Source organism: Marinobacter sp. (assembly GCF_034669625.1).
Lineage (GTDB): Bacteria > Pseudomonadota > Gammaproteobacteria > Pseudomonadales > Oleiphilaceae > Marinobacter.
Map to the genome: position 1 here is coordinate 61,952 of NZ_JAXMOY010000009.1, position 19,654 is coordinate 81,605.

16 protein-coding genes are annotated in these 19,654 nt (G+C 54.2%); 10 read left to right on the forward strand and 6 right to left on the reverse strand.

Annotated features, from left to right (window positions below):
• Window positions 1–66: 66 nt before the first annotated feature.
• The 5 genes from hslU to VOI14_RS09810 all read right to left on the reverse strand — a co-directional run bounded on the left by hslU (window position 67) and on the right by VOI14_RS09810 (window position 6,630).
• Window positions 67–1,395, reverse strand: a complete 1,329-nt coding sequence (hslU, locus tag VOI14_RS09790) for an ATP-dependent protease ATPase subunit HslU (protein ID WP_323751870.1) — start codon at window positions 1,393–1,395, stop codon at window positions 67–69.
• Between the two features lie 11 nt (window positions 1,396–1,406).
• Entirely contained in the window at window positions 1,407–1,937 is a 531-nt protein-coding gene (gene hslV, locus VOI14_RS09795; RefSeq protein ID WP_114335860.1) for an ATP-dependent protease subunit HslV, read from the reverse strand.
• Window positions 1,938–1,999: 62 nt separating this feature from the next.
• On the reverse strand, window positions 2,000–2,638 hold the full coding sequence (locus VOI14_RS09800) for an SPOR domain-containing protein (RefSeq protein WP_323751871.1): 639 nt from the start codon (window positions 2,636–2,638) through the stop codon (window positions 2,000–2,002).
• Between the two features lie 7 nt (window positions 2,639–2,645).
• Window positions 2,646–4,331: an arginine--tRNA ligase gene (gene argS, locus VOI14_RS09805; RefSeq protein ID WP_323751872.1), complete on the reverse strand. Its 1,686-nt coding sequence runs from the start codon at window positions 4,329–4,331 to the stop codon at window positions 2,646–2,648.
• Window positions 4,332–4,458: 127 nt separating this feature from the next.
• Window positions 4,459–6,630: a primosomal protein N' gene (locus tag VOI14_RS09810; protein ID WP_323751873.1), complete on the reverse strand. Its 2,172-nt coding sequence runs from the start codon at window positions 6,628–6,630 to the stop codon at window positions 4,459–4,461.
• Between the two features lie 232 nt (window positions 6,631–6,862).
• Between VOI14_RS09810 and rpmE the strand changes: the two genes are divergently transcribed.
• Both rpmE and VOI14_RS09820 read left to right on the forward strand, forming a co-directional pair.
• Window positions 6,863–7,084, forward strand: a complete 222-nt coding sequence (rpmE, locus tag VOI14_RS09815; protein WP_114335865.1) for a 50S ribosomal protein L31 — start codon at window positions 6,863–6,865, stop codon at window positions 7,082–7,084.
• Window positions 7,085–7,298: 214 nt separating this feature from the next.
• The gene (locus tag VOI14_RS09820; protein WP_323751874.1) at window positions 7,299–8,564 is read left to right on the forward strand and encodes a malic enzyme-like NAD(P)-binding protein; all 1,266 of its coding nucleotides are present in this window, start codon (window positions 7,299–7,301) and stop codon (window positions 8,562–8,564) included.
• Window positions 8,565–8,658: 94 nt separating this feature from the next.
• Here the strand turns inward: VOI14_RS09820 and VOI14_RS09825 are convergent, their stop codons facing one another.
• Entirely contained in the window at window positions 8,659–11,160 is a 2,502-nt protein-coding gene (locus VOI14_RS09825) for a penicillin-binding protein 1A (RefSeq protein WP_416361405.1), read from the reverse strand.
• Between the two features lie 269 nt (window positions 11,161–11,429).
• Here VOI14_RS09825 and VOI14_RS09830 point away from each other — a divergent pair, with 269 nt between their 5' ends.
• The 8 genes from VOI14_RS09830 (at window position 11,430) to VOI14_RS09865 (ending at window position 19,649) form a co-directional block, all read left to right on the forward strand.
• Window positions 11,430–12,494, forward strand: coding sequence for a pilus assembly protein PilM (locus tag VOI14_RS09830; RefSeq protein ID WP_323751876.1), 1,065 nt, complete (start codon window positions 11,430–11,432; stop codon window positions 12,492–12,494).
• A complete protein-coding gene (locus VOI14_RS09835) occupies window positions 12,494–13,057 on the forward strand; it encodes a PilN domain-containing protein (RefSeq protein ID WP_323751877.1) in 564 nt (187 codons plus the stop codon). Before VOI14_RS09830 ends, VOI14_RS09835 begins: the two co-directional genes overlap by 1 nt.
• Window positions 13,057–13,668 (forward strand): type 4a pilus biogenesis protein PilO, encoded by a 612-nt coding sequence (locus VOI14_RS09840; RefSeq protein WP_323751878.1) that lies wholly within the window; start codon window positions 13,057–13,059, stop codon window positions 13,666–13,668. Before VOI14_RS09835 ends, VOI14_RS09840 begins: the two co-directional genes overlap by 1 nt.
• 2 nt (window positions 13,669–13,670) lie before the next feature.
• Window positions 13,671–14,228 (forward strand): pilus assembly protein PilP, encoded by a 558-nt coding sequence (locus VOI14_RS09845; RefSeq protein WP_323751879.1) that lies wholly within the window; start codon window positions 13,671–13,673, stop codon window positions 14,226–14,228.
• 50 nt (window positions 14,229–14,278) lie between these two features.
• Window positions 14,279–16,336, forward strand: a complete 2,058-nt coding sequence (locus tag VOI14_RS09850; RefSeq protein WP_323751880.1) for a type IV pilus secretin PilQ family protein — start codon at window positions 14,279–14,281, stop codon at window positions 16,334–16,336.
• A gap of 126 nt (window positions 16,337–16,462) precedes the next feature.
• Entirely contained in the window at window positions 16,463–17,053 is a 591-nt protein-coding gene (aroK, locus tag VOI14_RS09855; protein WP_323751881.1) for a shikimate kinase AroK, read from the forward strand.
• Window positions 17,034–18,110, forward strand: a complete 1,077-nt coding sequence (aroB, locus tag VOI14_RS09860; RefSeq protein ID WP_323751938.1) for a 3-dehydroquinate synthase — start codon at window positions 17,034–17,036, stop codon at window positions 18,108–18,110. The genes aroK and aroB overlap by 20 nt, the downstream gene beginning before the upstream one ends.
• A gap of 39 nt (window positions 18,111–18,149) precedes the next feature.
• Window positions 18,150–19,649, forward strand: coding sequence for an AAA family ATPase (locus VOI14_RS09865; protein ID WP_323751882.1), 1,500 nt, complete (start codon window positions 18,150–18,152; stop codon window positions 19,647–19,649).
• Window positions 19,650–19,654 lie beyond the last annotated feature (5 nt).

Here is a 19,654-nt window from a genome sequence, read left to right on the forward strand (position 1 = left end):
CGCGGCGATACAAAAAAGCCCGGATGATGGATGTCATCCGGGCTTTTTTGTTGAGGGAGGAGGCGATTACAGAATGAACCGGCTCAAGTCCTCGTCTTCGGCAAGCTCGCCCAGTTTTTCGTTAACGTACGCTGCCGTTACTTCAAAACCGTCGGTTACCTGATCGCCGGCCTCGAATGACAAGCTTTCCAGCAAGCGCTCAAGCACGGTGTGCAGGCGGCGGGCACCGATGTTCTCGGTGGTTTCGTTCACCTTGCACGCGATCTCTGCAATGCGGGCAATGGCGTCCTCGGAGAAGTTCAGCTTCACGCCTTCGGTGCCCATCAATGCTTCGTACTGCTGTACCAGAGAGGCATCCGGCTCGGTCAGAATCCGCTTGAAGTCATCGGGTGTCAGCGCCTGCAATTCAACCCGGATAGGCAAGCGGCCCTGCAACTCGGGAATCAAATCAGATGGCTTGGACAGGTGGAAAGCGCCAGAGGCGATGAACAGAATGTGATCCGTTCGAATCGCGCCGTATTTGGTGCTGACGGTGCTACCTTCAATGAGGGGCAGCAGATCACGTTGAACGCCTTCACGGGACACATCCGACGAGGTGTTTTCGGAGCGCTTGGCCACCTTATCGATCTCGTCCAGGAACACGATGCCGTTCTGTTCAACGGCCAGTAGTGCCTTCTGTTTGATTTCTTCCTCGTTCACCAGCTTGGCGGCTTCTTCTTCCTTCACCCGCCTCATGGCGTCAGCCACCTTCATCTTGCGGGTTTTGCGCTTGTCCGAGGCCATGTTGGAGAACATGCTTTGCAGCTGGTTGGTCATTTCTTCCATGCCCGGAGGTGCCATGATTTCCACGCCGGGACCGCTGCTGCTCAGGTCAATGTCGATTTCCTTGTCGTCTAGCTGGCCTTCGCGAAGCTTCTTGCGGAACATCTGACGGCTGGCAGAATCGTTGTTGGGGGCGCTGTCTTCATTGAAATCACGCGCTGGCGGCAGCAGGGCGTCCAGAATGCGATCTTCGGCAGCGTCCAAGGCCTGGTTCTCGTGGCGTTTCATCTCCTGCTCACGGAGCATCTTAACTGCCATATCCGCCAGATCTCGGATGATGGATTCCACGTCGCGGCCCACATAACCCACTTCGGTAAACTTGGTGGCTTCCACCTTCAGGAAGGGGGCGTCAGCCAGTTTGGCCAAGCGCCGTGCGATTTCGGTTTTGCCCACACCGGTGGGGCCGATCATCAGAATGTTTTTCGGGGTAATTTCATCACGCAGGCTGCTGTCCAGCTGCATCCGGCGCCAACGATTGCGCAAAGCGATGGCTACGGCGCGCTTGGCTTCTTGCTGGCCCACGATGTGTTTATTCAGTTCGTGAACGATTTCACGGGGAGTCATTGCAGACATGGTCGCTCCGGTCAGTCTTTGATGGGCAGCACTTCCAGAGTGCGATTCTGGTTGGTGTATATGCAGATGTCGCCTGCTATTTCCAGAGCCTTCTCGGCAATTTCGTGCGCACTCAGATCGGTGTTTTCAAGCAGCGCGCGGGCGGAAGCCTGAGCGAAGGGGCCACCGGAACCAATGGCAATCAAACCTTGCTCTGGCTCGATGACATCGCCATTACCGGTAATAATCAGTGAGGCGGTCTTGTCAGCTACGGCCAGTAAGGCTTCCAGCTTGCGTAAAGCACGGTCTGAACGCCAGTCTTTGGCGAGTTCTACCGCCGCTCGGGTCAGGTTGCCTTGATGCTTTTCAAGCTGGGCCTCGAAGCGTTCAAAGAGGGTAAAGGCGTCTGCGGTGCCGCCGGCGAACCCGGCAATCACCTGACCGTTATACAGTCGGCGAACCTTGCGGGCATTGCCTTTCATGACGGTGTTGCCCAGTGAAACCTGGCCATCACCTCCCATGGCGACTTCGTCGTCACGACGGACGGAAACAATCGTAGTCATTTTGGCTCCAGTTGCCTGATGAAGATTGGTATTCAGACGTTATGGAGGCGCTTGGGGTGAATTCAACCTTTCTTTGGAATCTTTCGAACCAGAGGTTGGATATTAATGCCGACCAGCTTGTCGACGGCGGAGTTCATCTGGCTTCGTGAGGTGAATGGGCCAACATTCACGCGGTACCACTCGCTACCGTTATCCTGGACCACGTGCTGAACGTGAGCGCGCAGGCCTTGGAAAGCGATTTGGGCACGCTGGCGTTCGGCGTCTTGTTTGCTGCGGAACGAACCAGACTGAACCACGTAGTCGTAAGCCTGCTTGGCCGGTCCGGGTGTGTACTCGTCGACCTTCGGCGGAACCACTTCAGACTCCGGTAGCATTTCGTAGAACCGGAAATCGCGTTCCTTGCGGGATGTTTGCGCGGCGGGTTGATTCTTCGTGGCTTTGGGTTGTGTTTGTTGCACCTGTGAGGGCGGCTGCCGAACTTCCTGACCCGTCGGCAGCGTGTTTAGGTACACAATGAAGCCAATAAAGCCGCCCACAGCGGCCAGAGATAAAATCCATTTCACAGACAAACCGCCCTGTTGAGAGTGCGAAGGTGCACTGCGCTTCGGCTTAGCCTTGTTGCCGGGCTGGGCTGATCGCTTTCTGGGCGCGGCAGCACCTTTGCCGGAAGGGCGGTCTTTCTTGGCATAATCTCTGGCCATGAGCTGCTTACATCTCCTCTGGGGCGCTTACGCCCAGCAGGCCCAAGCCGTTCTCGATCACCTGACGTACAGCCAGATACAAGCTCACTCGTGCGTCGCGGAGTGCTGTGTCTTCGATCAGCACCTTGTGGGCGTTGTAGTAGGTATGGAACTGACCGGCGAGATCACGCAAGTAGTGCGTCAGGTGGTGCGGTTCGCGCTGAGCCGCGGAATTGGCAATCAATTCCGGGTATTTCGCCAGCTGGTTCGCCAGTTCCTTTTCTTCGTCCAGCGTCAGCAGGCTCAAATCACCCACACATTCTGTACGGCCACGCTGAACAACCTCGGTTTCCAGCTTACGCAAGACGCTGCAGATCCGAGCGTGGGCATATTGGATGTAATAGACCGGGTTTTCATTGGTCTGGGAGCGAGCCAGATCGATATCGAAGGTCAACTGGGAGTCAACACGGCGTGCCGCCAGGAAGAATCGAGTGGCATCGCGGCCCACTTCGTCGATCAAGTCGCGCACGGTCACGTAGCTGCCGGCTCGTTTGGATATTTTTACTTCCTGCCCGGAGCGAGTCACCATGACCATCTGGTGCAGCACATAATCAGGCCAGCCCTGCGGGATGTCGGCGTTCAGCGCCTGCAAGCCCGCGCGAACCCGCGTGACGGTGGAGTGGTGGTCAGCACCTTGTTCGTTGATCACGGTGGTAAAGCCACGCTGCCACTTGTCCAGGTGGTACGCCACGTCTGGCAGGAAGTAGGTGTAGCCACCGTCTTTCTTGCGCATAACGCGGTCTTTATCGTCACCGAATTCGGTGGTTTTCAGCCACATGGCGCCTTCGTGTTCGTAGGTGTAGCCATTGGCTTTCAAGCGCTCAACGGTGGCATCTACTTTGCCGTCTTCGTACAAGGACGATTCAAGGAAATAGACGTCAAACTGAACGCCGAAGGCTTTCAGATCAAGATCCTGTTCACGGCGCAGGTAAGCAACGGCAAATTCGCGAATGGCTGCCTGGTCATCCGGGTCTGCCTTGGCAGTCACTTCCCGGTCGTCCGCGACCACGGTTTCACCGGCCAGATAGGCGTTGGCTACATCAACTATGTAGTTGCCCCGGTAACCGTCTGCCGGCCAGCTTTCGTGCTCTGGCGTCAGGCCTTTAACCCGGGACTGAACCGACAGCGCAAGGTTGTTGATCTGGGCACCGGCGTCGTTGTAATAAAACTCACGAGTGACATCGTAACCGTTAGCTTCCAGCAGGCGGGATAAACAATCGCCGATCGCCGCACCACGGCCATGACCCACATGCAGCGGGCCAGTGGGGTTGGCAGAAACAAACTCCACCTGGACCTTCTCGCCTTTGCCGTTGTTGTTACGGCCGAATTGTTCTGCTTCATCCAGAATCGTGTTCACGACGCCGAATGCGCTGGCGGTGCTCATGAAAAAGTTGATGAACCCGGGCCCGGCAATCTCCACTTTCGCAACGGCACCACTTTCCGGCAACGCAGCGATCAGTGCCTCGGCCAGCTTGCGCGGAGGGCAGCCGGCGGCTTTGGAGGCAACCAAGGCGATGTTGCAGGCGTAATCCCCGTGGGACTTATCCTTGGTGTTGCCAACCTGTGGAGTAAAGGTTTGGTCAGCCGGCAGGGAACCTTCGGATTGAAGGGTGGCCAGTGCAGACTGGAGAAGCTCGGATACGGTCTCTTTCATGCGTCAGATGACTCGGTTTTCAGAAGAGTGGGTGTCAGGGCAGGGCGCCCGTTGAAAATAGAAGAGGCGTATTATCGCGGAAAGTTGGAGTGTAAGCAAAAAGCATGCGGGTATCACCTAGTCCTCATTAGCCGGTTTCCTGAGGGTCCACATCCACCATCCATTTGGTGTTGCTGGGCAGCTTGGTTTGATCCAAGTGTTGACACAGGTAGGTGAGTAGTCGGTTGAGCTGTTTCCGGTAATCGCTGACCAGAATGAGCTGCGCGCGGTGCCGATCGGCTTTTCTGGCGATTACCGCGGGCAGTGGGCCCCAGATTTCAACGCCGGGCACTTTGGCCAAAGGTTTCAGGGTGTCGAGTAGCTGTAAGCTGTTCTGCATGGTGTCAGCTTCTGCTCGGAGGATGGCCATGGCGCGAAAGGGGGGGAGTTGGCCTGATTCCCGCTCGGCCAGAAGCTGGTCTGCAATGGCCGGGTAGTTGCCCTGGCATAAGGCGTTCAATAGCGGGTGGTCGCTGTGACAAGTTTGAATGAGTACTTTGCCCGGCTTGTTGCCCCGGCCGGCGCGGCCGCTGACTTGCAGCAGGGTTTGAATCATTTGCTCCGGGGCGCGGAAGTCCACGCTGAATAAGCCGCCGTCGGCGTTCACGACGGTGACCAAGGTTACGTTCGGGAAGTCGTGCCCTTTTGCCAGCATCTGGGTGCCAACCAAGATGCAGGGCTCGCCGCTGTTTACCTGCTTCAGTATGGCTTGAATGCTACCTTTGCGTTGGGTGCTGTCCCGGTCTACCCGAACGATGGGGGTGCCGGGGAATTGTTCGGCCAAGGTTTCTTCGGTGCGTTCGGTGCCTTGGCCGACCGGTTTGAAGTTTTCACTTTTGCATTTTGGGCAGGCGTGGCTTGCCGCTGTTTGGTAGTCGCAGTGATGGCAGCGCATGGCCCGGTCCCGCCGATGGTAAGTCAGGCGGGTGTCGCATCGAGGGCATTCTTCCATGTGGCCGCAGTCAAAGCACATCATGATGGGGGCGAAGCCGCGGCGATTCACGAATACCAGTGCTTGTTCGCCCCGGTCCAGTGCTTCTTTTATCCCGGTCAGTGCGGGGCGGGCCAGCCCTGCTTCCAGCGGGCGACTGCGAATATCCAGCAGTGTGAGTTCGGGAGGTTTGGCGTTGCCGGCCCTCTGTTCCAGTCGGGCAAGGTTGTATTTGCCTTGGCTGGCGTTGTGCCAGGATTCAAGGGAAGGCGTTGCCGAACCAAGTATGACCGGGCATTGGTTCAGGTGAGCGCGGTACACGGCTACATCACGACCGGAGTATCGAAACCCTTCGCCTTGCTTGTAGGAACTGTCGTGCTCTTCATCCACGATGATGGTGCGAAGGTTGATAAATGGAAGCAGTACGGCCGATCGGGTACCAATAAGGATGATCGGTTCGCCGTTGCGAATTTTTAGCCAAGTGCTCAGGCGTTCGCTGTCGTTAAGGGCGGAGTGCCATACCTGAATACGATTGCCGAAGTAGCGGCGGAATCGGGCGACTGTTTGTGGGGTCAGGTTGATCTCCGGTACCAGTACCAACGCTTGTTCGTCGGGCTGCAACCGGGTCTTTAAATAGTGCAGGTAAAGTTCGGTTTTGCCGCTGCCGGTGATGCCGAACAATAAACTTGCTGAAAACTTTTTGGTGTCTGCCGGCAGCTCTTCGGCGGCCTTCTGCTGGGCTTCGGATAGAATAGGTGCAGGGAGCGCCGCCTCTGGTATGTCGGGTTTTACGTTTGTGGCTGCGCTTTGCTGGATTAGTTCTTTTTGTTCCAGTGAGCGAATCTGGGCTCGGCTGTACCCGGAATGAACCAGTGCGCTGGTGGTGATGCCGGGAGAGGTTTTTATCGTGTTAAATAACGCGACCTGCCGATGGGCATTTCCGGGCAGTGCGGCTTCGTCTGTAGCGGTCTGCCAATGCTCATCTGGCTTCAATGCCGCAGGTCTGCCGCGCCGAAGTGCCGGGGGCAGGGCGGTAGACAGGCATTCTCCGAGCGGGTGCTGGTAATAATCGCTGGCCCAAGTGAGTAAACGAAAGGTGCTGTCCGGCAGCGCGGCCCACGGCTCGAGTGCCCCCTGTATAGGTTTCAGGGTGATGCCTTCCGGAGGTTGTACATCGGTTTCAACCACGAGACCGGTCAAAGTCTGGCGGCCGAAAGGCACTTTTACTCGTTGGCCCGGAGTTAGTTGCAGATTGTCGGGAATGTGGTAATCGAACAGCCGGCGCAAGGGGCGGTTCAAGGCGATGCGTGCGGTTCTGGGCTGTGTCACGGTATCTGCGTATCCTGAAAATCGGTGTTTTAGCGCCGGCTGATGGTTTTGAAGCAATAGACACTGCGGAAGATACTTGCCTGTGGCCAGCTTTGCCAGTAAGATTCGCGGTCTGTTTCTGGCCGGGCGTGGTAGTGCACGGTCTTTCAATTGATTCAAAATTGCGGTGCCTGACCCAAAAGCGGTTTATCCGGCGGTGATCAGGTAGCGGCATGCCCGAAAGAGGTTCGCCATGAAAGAAGGTATTCATCCTAAGTACGAAGACATCACTGCTACCTGTTCTTGTGGTAACGTGATCAAGACCCGCTCTACTGTTGGTCACGACCTGCAGCTGGACGTATGCTCCCAGTGCCACCCGTTCTACACTGGCAAGCAGAAGGTAATGGACACCGGTGGTCGTATCGATAAGTTCAACAAGCGTTTCGGTGGTCGTATCGGTGCTAAGAAAGACTGAGCTTAGCCGAAATCTAAAAAAGCGCCTTCGGGCGCTTTTTTTGTGCCTGGAATTTAGGCAGCAATGCTGTTTATAAGCAAAATGCCCTATTGACTGGTTATAAAATATTCGGGTTTAGCTTGTCGTTTTTTGATGGGCGCGCCATAATGTCGCGCTCCGTCGACCTGAGGTCAGGCGGCTTTTACTTTTAAACGTGACAAACGGAACAGTGGCAATGTCTCAAGATTTGAAAGAAGCAGCCCTTGAATATCACGCCAAACCGCGGCCGGGTAAGCTGAGTGTAGAAGTCACTAAGCCTACTCAAACAGCTCGCGATCTTTCTCTGGCGTACAGTCCTGGAGTTGCCGAGCCGGTCCGCGAGATCGCGAAGGACCCCGAGAACGCATACAAATACACAGCCAAGGGTAACCTGGTTGCCGTTATTTCTGACGGTACCGCTATCTTGGGCCTGGGTAACCTCGGGCCTCTGGCGAGTAAGCCGGTAATGGAAGGCAAAGGCGTACTGTTCAAGCGCTTTGCTGGAATTGACGTGTTCGATATCGAAGTCAATTCCGAAAGCCCGCAAGCGTTTATTGAAACTGTTGAGCGTATCGCGGACACCTTTGGTGGTATCAACCTGGAAGATATCAAGGCGCCTGAGTGCTTTGAAATTGAGCGCGCGCTGATCGAAAAGTGCAACGTGCCCATCTTCCACGATGACCAGCATGGTACTGCGATCGTAACTGCGGCTGGCATGATCAATGCCCTTGAGCTGCAGGGCAAAAACATTGAAGACGCGAAGATCGTTTGCTTGGGCGCTGGCGCAGCAGCCATTGCCTGCACGAAGCTGCTGATCAGCTGTGGTGTTCGCTCTGAAAACATCTACATGCTCGACCGTAAGGGTGTGATCCACTCTGGTCGTGATGATCTGAACCAGTACAAAGCGATGTTTGCAAACGAGACAGACAAGCGCACGCTGGATGATGCGATCGATGGCGCAGACGTATTCCTGGGTCTGTCCGGTCCTGATCTCCTGTCAGCTGAGCAGCTGAAGAAGATGGCTCCGAGCCCGATCGTCTTTGCTTGTTCCAACCCGGATCCGGAAATCAATCACGCGCTGGCTATGTCTACCCGTGATGACCTGATCATGGCCACTGGTCGTTCGGATTACCCGAACCAGGTGAACAACGTGCTGGGCTTCCCGTTCATTTTCCGTGGTGCTCTGGACGTTCGCGCGACCTGCATCAACGAAGAAATGAAAGTGGCGGCGGTCAACGCTATCCGCGAATTGGCGAAAGAGTCCGTGCCTCAGGAAATTTGTGAAGCCTACGGCGTAGACAGCCTAGAATTCGGTAAGGACTACATCATTCCCAAGCCGATGGATGTTCGCTTGCTGGAAGTTGTACCTGCTGCGGTAGCTCGCGCTGCTGTAGATTCTGGTGTGGCAGGCCTACCTTATCCTGCGCACTATCCGCTGAAGTCTATGGACGACATCATCTAACTCCGATGTAGTTCAGCTTCATGCACACAAAAAAACCGGCGGTGATCCCGCCGGTTTTTTTTGTGGTTGTCAGTTCTGCTTTGTGGCTTCCAGCTTAGAAAATCTCCCGGGAAAAACTTTCCGGGGCGCCGCCTGAAGGGCCGCTTAGCTCGTCGGGGGTCAGCGGGGCTGGAGCGTTCTCTTCTTTGAACAGCTCAAAAACACCCTCTTCATCTGGGTGTGCACGTGCGCCGGTTTCCGGGTTAATACGAATGTTGGCTAGACCGTTGGGCCGGGGCATTAGCGAGGGCGGAGTGTCGGCCAATGCAACCTTCATATAGTCCATCCAAATGGGCAGTGCCGTACTGGCGCCGTATTCTCCGCGACCCAGCGGTGCCGGTTGATCAAAGCCCACATAAACCGTAGTGGCTATGCTGTGGTTATAGCCCGCGAACCAAGTGTCTTTCTGTTCGTTAGTGGTTCCGGTTTTGCCTGCTAAATCGCTTCGCCCCAGTGCGTTGGCGCGGCGGCCGGTGCCCTGGCGAATCACGTCTTGCATGATCGAATGCATGATGTAAACGGAGCGGGTGTCTGCCAGCTTGCGCATGACTCTGGGGCTTTCAGAGTTTCGTGAAGCCGGAAGGGTGATGCCGTCTGTTTCCGGTAGGGGTTCGTTGGTGTCCCTGCTTTCGTGAGCAGTATTGTATTGCTCTTCAAGTTGGTCGCAATTGCGGTCGCACAGAATGGTTTCCGGTGCTTGGTAAATGATCGTGCCATCGGATTCGCGAATGCTTTCGATCAAGTAGGGTTGTACGTCATAACCGCCGTTGGCGAGAACCGCAAAGCCGCGAGCCAGGTCCATAGGCGAAAGTAGGCCGCTTCCCAATGACAGTGACAAGTTTGCGGGCATGTTGTCGGTAGGAAGTTTGAGTTGCTTCAAGTAATCCAGTGTGGTCTGGATGCCCAGATCGCGCAGCAACCGAATCGATACCAGGTTGCGCGAGCGATATAGGCCCTTGCGCAAGGTGGTTGGGCCGTAGAACTGGCCTGAGGCGTTTTGTGGGCGCCAAGCAGTTTCAAGATCGGAGTTGTCGAGTACGATTGGCGCATCGTTATAAATGGTGGCTGGGGATCGACCATTCTCCAGCGCGGCCAAGTAAAGAAAGGGCTTGAATGTGGAGCCCGGTTGGCGCTTGGCTTGCGTGGCGCGGTTGTATTTGCTTTGACCAAAGCTGTAGCCCCCGGTGAGTGCTTCAATGGCGCCAGTCTTCGCGTTCAGGGAAATCAGAGCGCCTTCAACATTCGGTAATTGAGCCAGAGCAACATTTTGGGAGATGTTTGTTGCGTCTTCAGAAGGCTCCCCGGTTTCGAGAGTTTTCACATAAATGACATCGCCAACGCTGACAACGTCAGAAGGCTTTTTGGGTTCAGGGCCGGTGAGGCTTTCGGTCCGGTGTCGGCGCGCCCATTTCATGGTTTCAAATGCCATAGTGGCGGGGCCGTGGGCTCGTGTGTGGGTCTGAACTTCACCGTTCTTATCATCGACCGCAGTGACAATGGCCGGCAGTAAACGCTCTACGCTAGGGAAGTTGGCGAGTTCTCCGGAGAGTTCGGCGGGCGATAGACCGTTGATGTCAACTTGCGCAATGGCGCCAAGGAAGCCATGGCGGCGATCGTAATTTTCGAGGCCTGCTCTTAGTGCGTCGGTTGCAGTCTGCTGCTTCAGACTATCGACGGTCAGGGTGACGATATAGCCATCGGTATACGCAGTGTCGCCGAACCTTCGGACGATTTCGGACCGTGCCATCTCAGCGATATAGTCGGCGTCGACGTCTGTTTCCCGAGCGTTGTAGGTGGCGGTGATTGGTGCCCCGGCGGCCAGTTCACGAGCGTCGCTGGTAATAAACCCTAAGCTTTCCATGCGCCCCAATATCCAGTTACGACGCACAAGCGCGCGTTCGGGATCGGCAATCGGGTTATAAGCGGAGGGCGCTTTTGGGAGGCCGGCGAGCATGGCCATCTGTGCGAGAGATAGCTCATTAACGGGTTTGTCGTAATAGACTTGCGCGGCAGAGGCAATGCCGTAAGCACGGTTGCCCAAATAAATCTTGTTGAGATACAGCTCAAAGATATTCTCTTTGCTCAGTTCGCGCTCAATTTGAATGGCTAGAAGTATCTCGCTGAATTTCCGAATGAAGGTGCGGTCGCGTGACAAAAAGTAATTTTTTGCAACCTGCATAGTGATGGTACTGCCCCCGGATTGAATCGATCCGGTAGAGACCAGTTCGATTGCAGCCCGTGTCAGGCCTTTGATGTCTACCCCGAAGTGTTCGTAAAAACGGGAGTCTTCAGCGGCCAGAAAGGCTTGTAACTGAAGTGTAGGGATCTGTTCGATTGTGACCGGCGTCCTTCTCTTTTCGCCGAATTCTGCTATTAATTCGTTGTCACTACTGTACACCCGCAGAGGCGTTTGCAGTTTGACGTCGAGAAGTTGTTCGACAGGAGGCAGGCTTGGTCGCAAATAAAGATACAGGCTTGCAGAAATTATGACGGCGACACTCAGGCCGGTAAGAATGATCCAGGCAAAAACACGAGATGTACGCATCAAATGAGACATTTTTTTCTGACATCTGTTAGATATAGGTCTATTATTTGAGAAATTGCTTTAGGAAGGTTTGGCGGCCTTCCTGGGGGCAACATCTCCCGTAAATTCGAGAGATTGCATTGTAGACGGAATGAATAAGAAATTCTCTTACATATAAAATAGATAACAAGCAGGGAAACTGCATAAAACTAAGAGAGCGATCTCGAAACCTCTGCCAAGAATGGGCAAGAGATCGAGGGGCTCCAACGCCGGGTGTATTCAACCAGGTATAGGGTGAGCGCGTGTTCGGATTGATAGGAAAAAAATCCAGTTCTGTTCTTGGGGTTGACGTTAGCTCCAGTTCGGCAAAACTCCTCGAGCTGTCAAAGCAGGGCGACCGTTACAGGGTCGAAAGCTACGCTGTTGAGCCTCTTCCGGCCAACGCAGTTGTCGAGAAAAACATCACAGACGTAGAGGCGGTGGGCGAAGTGCTCAAACGTGTTGCGTCTAAGTCCCGCACTAGTGCCAAACAGGTGGCTGTTGCAGTCTCCGGTTCGGCGGTCATTACCAAAGTCATTCAAATGGATTCCGGTCTCAATGAATTTGAGATGGAAGATCAGATTGCTTTGGAAGCGGATCAATACATTCCATATCCCCTTGATGAAGTGGCGATCGATTTCGAAGTGCAGGGGCCATCCGAGAGCAATCCGGATCAGGTCGATGTGCTTCTTGCGGCTTGTCGGAAAGAAAATGTCGACGTTCGGGAAGATGCTCTCGAAATAGCGGGGTTGAACTCGAAGGTTGTTGATGTCGAAGCCTATGCGCTTGAGCGAGCCTACGAGCTGATCGAGCCGCAGCTGGATTCTCAGGGTGAAGAGTTGGTGGTGGCTATCGTCGACATTGGCGCAACCATGACCACCCTTAGTGTATTGGCAGAAGGTAAGACCGTTTACACCCGAGAGCAGATATTTGGTGGTAAGCAGCTTACTGAAGAAATTCAGCGCCGGTACGGTTTGTCGACAGAAGAAGCCGGGCTGGCCAAGAAGCAAGGTGGTTTGCCGGATGATTACGAGACCGAAGTACTAAATCCATTCCGGGAAGCGGTTGTCCAACAGGTCGCACGTGCGCTGCAGTTTTTCTTCGGCGCCAGCCAGTATAACGCCGTGGATTACGTGGTTCTGGCAGGCGGTACCGCTTCGATTCAAGGCCTTACCGAAATGGTCGAAGAGAAAACAGGGACTCCGACGCTGGTTGCTAACCCGTTCGCCGATATGGCGGTGGGGTCCCGGGTGAATGCATCCTCGCTGAGCAATGACGCTCCATCGTTGATGATTGCCTGTGGTCTGGCAATGAGGAGTTTCGACTGATGGCAAAGATTAACCTCAGACCCTGGCGCGAAGAGCTGCGCGCGGAAAAGCAGAAACAGTTTGTCGTAATGATGCTGGGCGCTGTGATTATTGCGGCCGGCTTAGTGTTTCTGTGGAAAACGGATACGGATAACCGAATCGCTTACCAGCAGTCTCGTAATGCCTATGTTGAGACTGCAATGAAGCAGCTTGACAAGCAGATTAAAGAAATTGAAAACCTCAAACGTCAGCGTGATGAGCTGCTGGCGCGGATGAAGGTTATTCAAGATCTGCAAGGCAAACGGCCGGTGATTGTTCGGGTATTTGACGAGTTGGTTCGAACGCTTCCGGATGGAATGTTCTTTACCGATCTTAAAAAGACGGGCGAACGTCTGGATATCGTCGGCATGGCGGAATCTAACAGTCGGATTTCCAATCTGATGCGTCAGTTTGAAGAGTCCGGATGGTTTACGGGGCCAAACCTCAGTAACGTTTCTGCCGCAGACAATCGTCGCGCTGGCTACAGTCAGTTCAATCTATCGGTTCAGCAGAAAACGCCAGAGCCCGAAGGGGAGGATAAATAATGAGCCTCGCGGACTCACTGAAAAGTCTTAACGAATTCGATATCAACGATCTGGATGTCAACAATGCCGGCATTTGGCCCGCACCTATCAAGGCGATCGTGTTTCTCTTGGTGTTTGGTTTGATTCTGGGCGGCGGTTATTGGTTTTTTATCAAAGATCAGTACACACAATTGGATCGAGTAGAGAAAAAAGAACAAGAGCTGAAGCAAAAATACGAGCAGAAAGCCTATCAGGTTGCCAATCTGGAAGTCTTCAAAGCTCAAATGCTTGAAATGGAAGAGACCTTTGGTGCACTGGTTCGCCAGTTGCCGAGTGAAACAGAGGTGCCGGGCTTGCTAGAGGATATTACCAACACGGCGCTTGGCAACGGCCTGAGTTTGCAGGAAGTGAAATTGCAGCCAGAACGAAGGAGAGATTTTTACTCCGAACTTCCTATTAATGTGCGGGTTTCAGGTTCGTATCACGAACTAGCCTCGTTCGTGAGCAGCGTGGCAAGTCTGCCACGCATTGTTACGCTGCACGATTTGACTATCAAACCAATCGGTGGAAGTGGCGAGCAACTTGATATGCAAGTTGTGGCCCGTACCTACCGTTACCGGGCTGGAGAATAAGCATGGCAAAGATGCATGCAGGAAAAGCCTGGCTGGGTGTGTGTCTGGCGTCATTGCTGACGGCTTGTTCCCAGGGAAATGGCTTCTCGGATTTGGACAAGTTTATGGCGGATACCCGGGCGAAACCCCGGGGGCACGTGGAGCCTTTGCCAGAGTTCAAGGCCTATGAGGCCTTCAGCTATTCGGCGGCCGACCGCCGAGCACCGTTTGAGCCGCCAGTTGATGTTCAGCTCACCATGGTTGATGAAAAGCCTGTCACTGATGTGGAGCCGGATCTTGATCGTCCGAGAGAAGTGCTCGAGAACTTCGATCTGAAGTCGCTGAACATGGTGGGAACTTTGGAAGGTGCTGGCGGAAGCCTTTATGCGTTGGTACGGGATGGCTCGTCGGGCATTCATCGTGTGCGCGTCGGAAACTACATGGGGCAGAACTACGGCCGTATCGTAGGTGTCAGTCAAACTCGCATCGAACTGATTGAAATCGTTCCGAATGGCCGGGGTGGATGGGTTGAACGCCCGCGCTCTTTGTCTTTGGATGAGGGCTCAGGAGCGGCAGGATGATGAATATAAGAAACGTGCAAGAAAAAACAGGTTTAGGGTCGAGGCTAGCGATGTTTAAAAAACTTAATGTCTCCGTAGGTATCATTGCCGTGGGGTTATGGAGCAGCCTGGCCAGCGCGGTCACGCTGCAAGACGTATCGTTTTCGTCGCTGCCGGGTGAACGCTTGGAAGTGACGATGGAGTTTGATGGCACTCCGCCAGAGCCGACGGGGTATACCATTGAGCGGCCGGCGCGGATTACCGTTGACCTGAAAGATACAACGAGTGCGATTAATCAGCGCAGCATCCCACTGGGCTCCGGTAATGCCCAGAGTGTGACCGTTGTGGAAACGAAAGATCGCACCCGTTTGATCTTTAATTTGATTGAACTGGTTCCGCACGAGACGACACGCAATAACAATTCGCTGGTTATGACGATCGGGGGTGCCGCGTCATCGGTAGCTGCGACCTCCTCTGCGCCACAAACAACCGTCTCGGCGCAGTCTGGCGCAAACGCACTGGCAGGTATTGATTTCCGAAGAGGGAAGACCGGCGAAGGGCGTGTGATTGTAGATTTAGGCAGCAGCTCTTCTGCGGTTAACCTGACGGAGCTAGGTGGACGTATTCGCCTGACTATGCCGGATCTCAATGTGCCGGTTGATTTGCGTCGTCGTCTGGACGTGACTGACTTTGCTACGCCGGTCACCCGTATCGATACCTTTATGGAAGACGGAAATGCCGTTGTAGAGATTCGTCCGGAAGGGGATTACGACTACATCGCCTATCAATCTGGCCGTGAGTTCACGGTGAGTGTGGAAAAAATCTCTCAAGAAGAGGCGGAAACGCGCCGCGAAGAGAAGTTCCCGTACTCTGGTGAGAAGTTGTCTCTCAACTTCCAGGACATCGAAGTTCGTTCGGTGTTGCAGTTGATCGCGGATTTCACCGGCTTGAATTTGGTGGCCAGTGATACCGTGGGCGGTAGCATCACATTGCGCTTGCAGAACGTACCGTGGGATCAGGCGCTGGATCTGATCTTGAAAACCAAAGGTCTGGATAAGCGTCAGATTGGTAACGTGCTGCTGGTGGCACCGGCGGAAGAAATAGCGGCTCGTGAGAAGCTTGAGCTGGAAACCAATAAGCAGATTGCGGAGCTGGCTCCGGTTCGACTGGATATTATTCAGGTCAACTACGCGAAGGCTGACGAAATCGTTAGCTTGATCCAGGCGGATGCAGAGTTGATTTCATCGCGTGGCTTCGTGTCCTCTGATACGCGCACCAATACCATTACGGTTCGTGAAACCGCGGATAAGCTTGAAGAGATTCGTCGGCTAGTCAGTACTTGGGATGTGCCTGTGCGTCAGGTATCGATTGAAGCCCGTATTGTTCGTGCACAAACCAACGTTGCTGAGGATCTCGGTGTTCGCTGGGGTGGCGGTGCGTTTGATACAAAGGGTGATAACTTAGTATCGGTAGGTGGATCTCTGGACACTCTGGGTGAGGCGACCGATATCGCGAATGGTAGCGGAAACAGCTTTTCCTTCCCGGGAGCTTTGGTTGCAGACCTTGCGGTTACTGGCGATGGCGCATCCTCCTTCGCCATCGGCTGGGGTAGCGATGACTTCCTGGTGGATCTGGAGCTTTCAGCGCTTGAAAGCGATGGTCGCGCTGAAGTTGTATCGCAGCCTCGTGTTGTGACGGCTGACCGCCAAAGCGCTTCGATCAAGTCCGGTGAGGAGATTCCATACCAAGAAGCTTCCTCCAGCGGTGCAACCTCGGTGTCGTTCAAAGAAGCGGTACTTTCGTTGGAAGTAACGCCGCAGATCACTCCGGATGACAAGATCATTATGGATTTGGTGGTGAACCAAGACTCTCGTGGTGAGGTGACAGCGGGCATCCCGTCAATCAATACCAACGAAGTTACTACGCAGGTTCTGGTCGCGAACGGTGAGACGGTGGTTCTGGGTGGTATCTTCCAGTCGGAAGTTGCAACTCAAACGACAAAAACCCCGTTCCTGGGTGATATCCCTTACTTGGGCCGGTTGTTTAAACGCACCGAACATATCGATGAGCGCAGTGAACTGTTGATCTTCATCACGCCGAAGATTATCAAGAGCGACTTGATCCAGTGACAGGCTCCTGACCTAAAAGCCGCCGCTAATACCGGCGGCTTTTTTGTGTCTGTGGCTTGGCGAGGTTATGGAATGGCGCGCCCTGTGCTATTCTCATCCGCCTGAAAAATTGTTGAGCGGAAAGTTATGTCTTTGCCCAAACGTGTTGTTCTGGTTGGGCCCATGGGGGCCGGAAAAAGCACTATCGGCCGTTTGCTTGCCAGAGAGCTCGGTTACCGTTTTATGGATTCGGATCGAGTGATCGAGGAGCGGTGTGGGGCAAATATCCCGTGGATTTTTGATGTTGAAGGTGAAACTGGCTTTCGGCAAAGAGAAACCGCCATGCTTGACGAGATGGCTGCCGAATTTGAGGTGGTCTTGGCTACAGGTGGTGGTGCAGTGATGCGCCCGGAAAACCATCCCTTGTTGCGTAAAGACGCTGTGGTTGTCTATCTAAAAACCTCGATTGAACAGCAGGTTGAGCGAACAAGAAAAGATCGCAACCGCCCCCTACTCCAAAATGATGATCCCGAAGGGGTGCTACGAAAATTGTTTGCGATCAGGGACCCTCTGTATACCCAGTTGGCCGATATCGTGATGTATACCGACCGAAAAAGCCCGCGGCTCGTGGTCCGGCAATTGGTGAACAGAATCAGTCCGAAAACCCCAAGGCATAGAAGGCAAAGGCGGAAGGAAGGTCGTCAGCATGTACAAGGTACTGAAAGAACTCAAAGTTGATCTTGGTGAACGCAGTTACCCCATCGTTATTGGATCGGGGCTGCTGGGCTCTTATGATCTGACGCCATGGGTGGGTGGCGCTCAGGTGATGATTGTCACGAATGAGACGGTTGCGCCTTTATATCTGGAAAAAGCGAAAGCGTGTTTTCCGGGAAAACAGATTGATGTGGTTACGCTGCCAGATGGCGAAGAGCATAAAAACTGGCAGACGCTGAATCTGATCTTCGACGGTTTTCTGGAAAATCGTCACACCCGCCATACGACCATTGCGGCGTTAGGTGGTGGCGTGGTCGGCGACATGGCAGGTTTTGCTGCTGCGTGTTACCAGCGCGGGGTACCGTTCATTCAGATTCCGACTACGCTGTTGTCGCAGGTGGATTCATCTGTCGGTGGTAAAACTGGCATTAACCATCCTTTAGGCAAGAATATGGTGGGCGCGTTCCATCAGCCGCAAGCCGTGCTGATAGATACCGATACGCTCGTAACCCTTCCGGCCAGAGAAGTGTCTGCCGGGCTGGCTGAAGTGATTAAATACGGTTTAATCCGCACACCGAAATTCCTTGGGTGGCTGGAAGATCATATCGACGCGCTGCGCGCTTTGGATGCCGTGGCTCTGGGCGAAGCGATTTACCGCTCCTGCGAGTGCAAGGCCGAAGTGGTATCTCTGGACGAAAAAGAAGGCGGCTTACGTGCCATTCTTAACCTCGGCCATACCTTTGGCCATGCTATCGAAACCTTTGCAGGTTACGGCAACTGGTTGCACGGAGAAGCGGTCGGAACCGGGATGATGATGGCAGCCGACTTGTCGGTTCGGGAAGGATACATTAACCCCGCTGACAAAGACCGTGCGGATGCATTAATTCGGCGTGCGGGTCTGCCGGAAAAAGCACCGGTCGGAATGTCGAAAAATGATTTTATGAGTCTGATGGCTGTGGATAAGAAAAATGTTGATGGCCACATCCGCTTGGTGCTTTTGCGTGAGTTGGGGGATGCTTGGGTTACCTCGGACTACAAGTCAGAGAATTTGCGTGCGACCTTGCAGGCGTTTATCTGTTAACCGGTTTATATCCAGAAAACAATAATACAGGGATGAGGTGTGGCTCAGGACACTTTTAGCAGTCTTGATGGCGGTGGGTTGTTCCCGCGGCTGCAGCAGCGCTACGGCTTGAGCGAGAACCCGCTTGAGATGGATGTGCCTTTTTTTCCAGGGGCTATGCGGCAGCACGCTTTGGAATCTCTCCGCCATCTTTGTGGTTTTGGTGATATGGCGCTGGTTGTAACGGGTGCGCCTGGGGCAGGTAAAACGCGAGTACTGGCAGAGTTGGTTCGGAGTGAGTCGGGAAGATTGGACTTCCATCGAGTTCCGGTAGCTGCCCTAACGAGTGCCTCTGCGTTGGCCCGTGAACTGAAACGCTTGTCTCGCTCTGCTATTCCTGAGGACTTTGAGCCCCGCGAAGCGGTTTATCGTTATTTTTCTTGGTCAGAAAGTCGTGTCGAGCGTGGGCAGCGCCAAGTGCTCTTGGTTGATGATGCAGACCGATGCCCGCCGGATGTTCTGAATCTTATTCTTTCCGCCTTTGTTGCGGCTGACCGCACGGCAGCCGCCGTGCCGGTGTTTGTTGGCAGCGAGGTCGTCGAGCAGGTGCTTTCTTCTGAGCCTGATGCGGGATACGTACATCATCTCGCGCTGCCCCCTTTGGCGAAAGAAGATGTCTTAGCCTATTTAGAACTTCGCGTTAATAAAGCCGGCGGCCCGGTGGATGAGTTGTTGTCTTCCTATCGCTTAAGGCAGATTTATGCCCTAAGTCAGGGCAACTTTGGCCGCTTAAAGCGAGTGACACCGGGCGTTTGGCTCGACATGGTGGCAGGCTCTCATGCGGTGTCCCGTTTTAGTTTCCCGTCTGTTCAAAGTTTTCGTTGGCTGGCACTTGCCGTGTTGTTGCTAGGCCTTTCGTGGTGGCTGGTATCTCAGCAGTATGATCAGGCTGTAGAAAACCTGCCGGATCAAGTGGTTGCGCCGGAACGGGTGCGCAAAAGCATTACTATAGGGCCGGAGACCGGGAAAGAGGAAGTTGAACGCCCTGTGGTTGCAGAGCTTGATGCGACATCATTCGCCGAAGAGTCTGTAACTAGAGTGACAGAGCCGCGCGAGACAGTAGAATCCGAGCAGCCTGATGTCCTAGAAATTCCGTCGGAACCTGCGGACGCTGTTGATGAGCCAGAGCCAGAGCCAGAGCCAGAGCCAGAGCCAGAGCCAGAGCCAGAGCCAGAGCCAGAGCCAGAGCCAGAGCCAGAGCCCACATTTATCCCTGTTATGCCGGAGCGCTTTGTGGCTTTGGAGCGCTTGCAAAAAAGCCAAGGCTGGACACTCCAGTTAGTTGCGGGACGCTTGGAGCAGACGGTTCTTAACGTAATTGGTCGTTTGCCGGAAAGTGAAGCTTTACGGTATACCGTAGGCGAGCGTGAAGGAGAGCCGTGGTTTATGCTCGTGTACGGTAGCTACGCGACCCGAGAAGAGGCAAAAACTGCCGTTTCGACCCTTCCTGAGGCGTTAAAGGTAGATCAGCCCTGGGTTCGGTCATACGAAAGCTTCTAATCGGG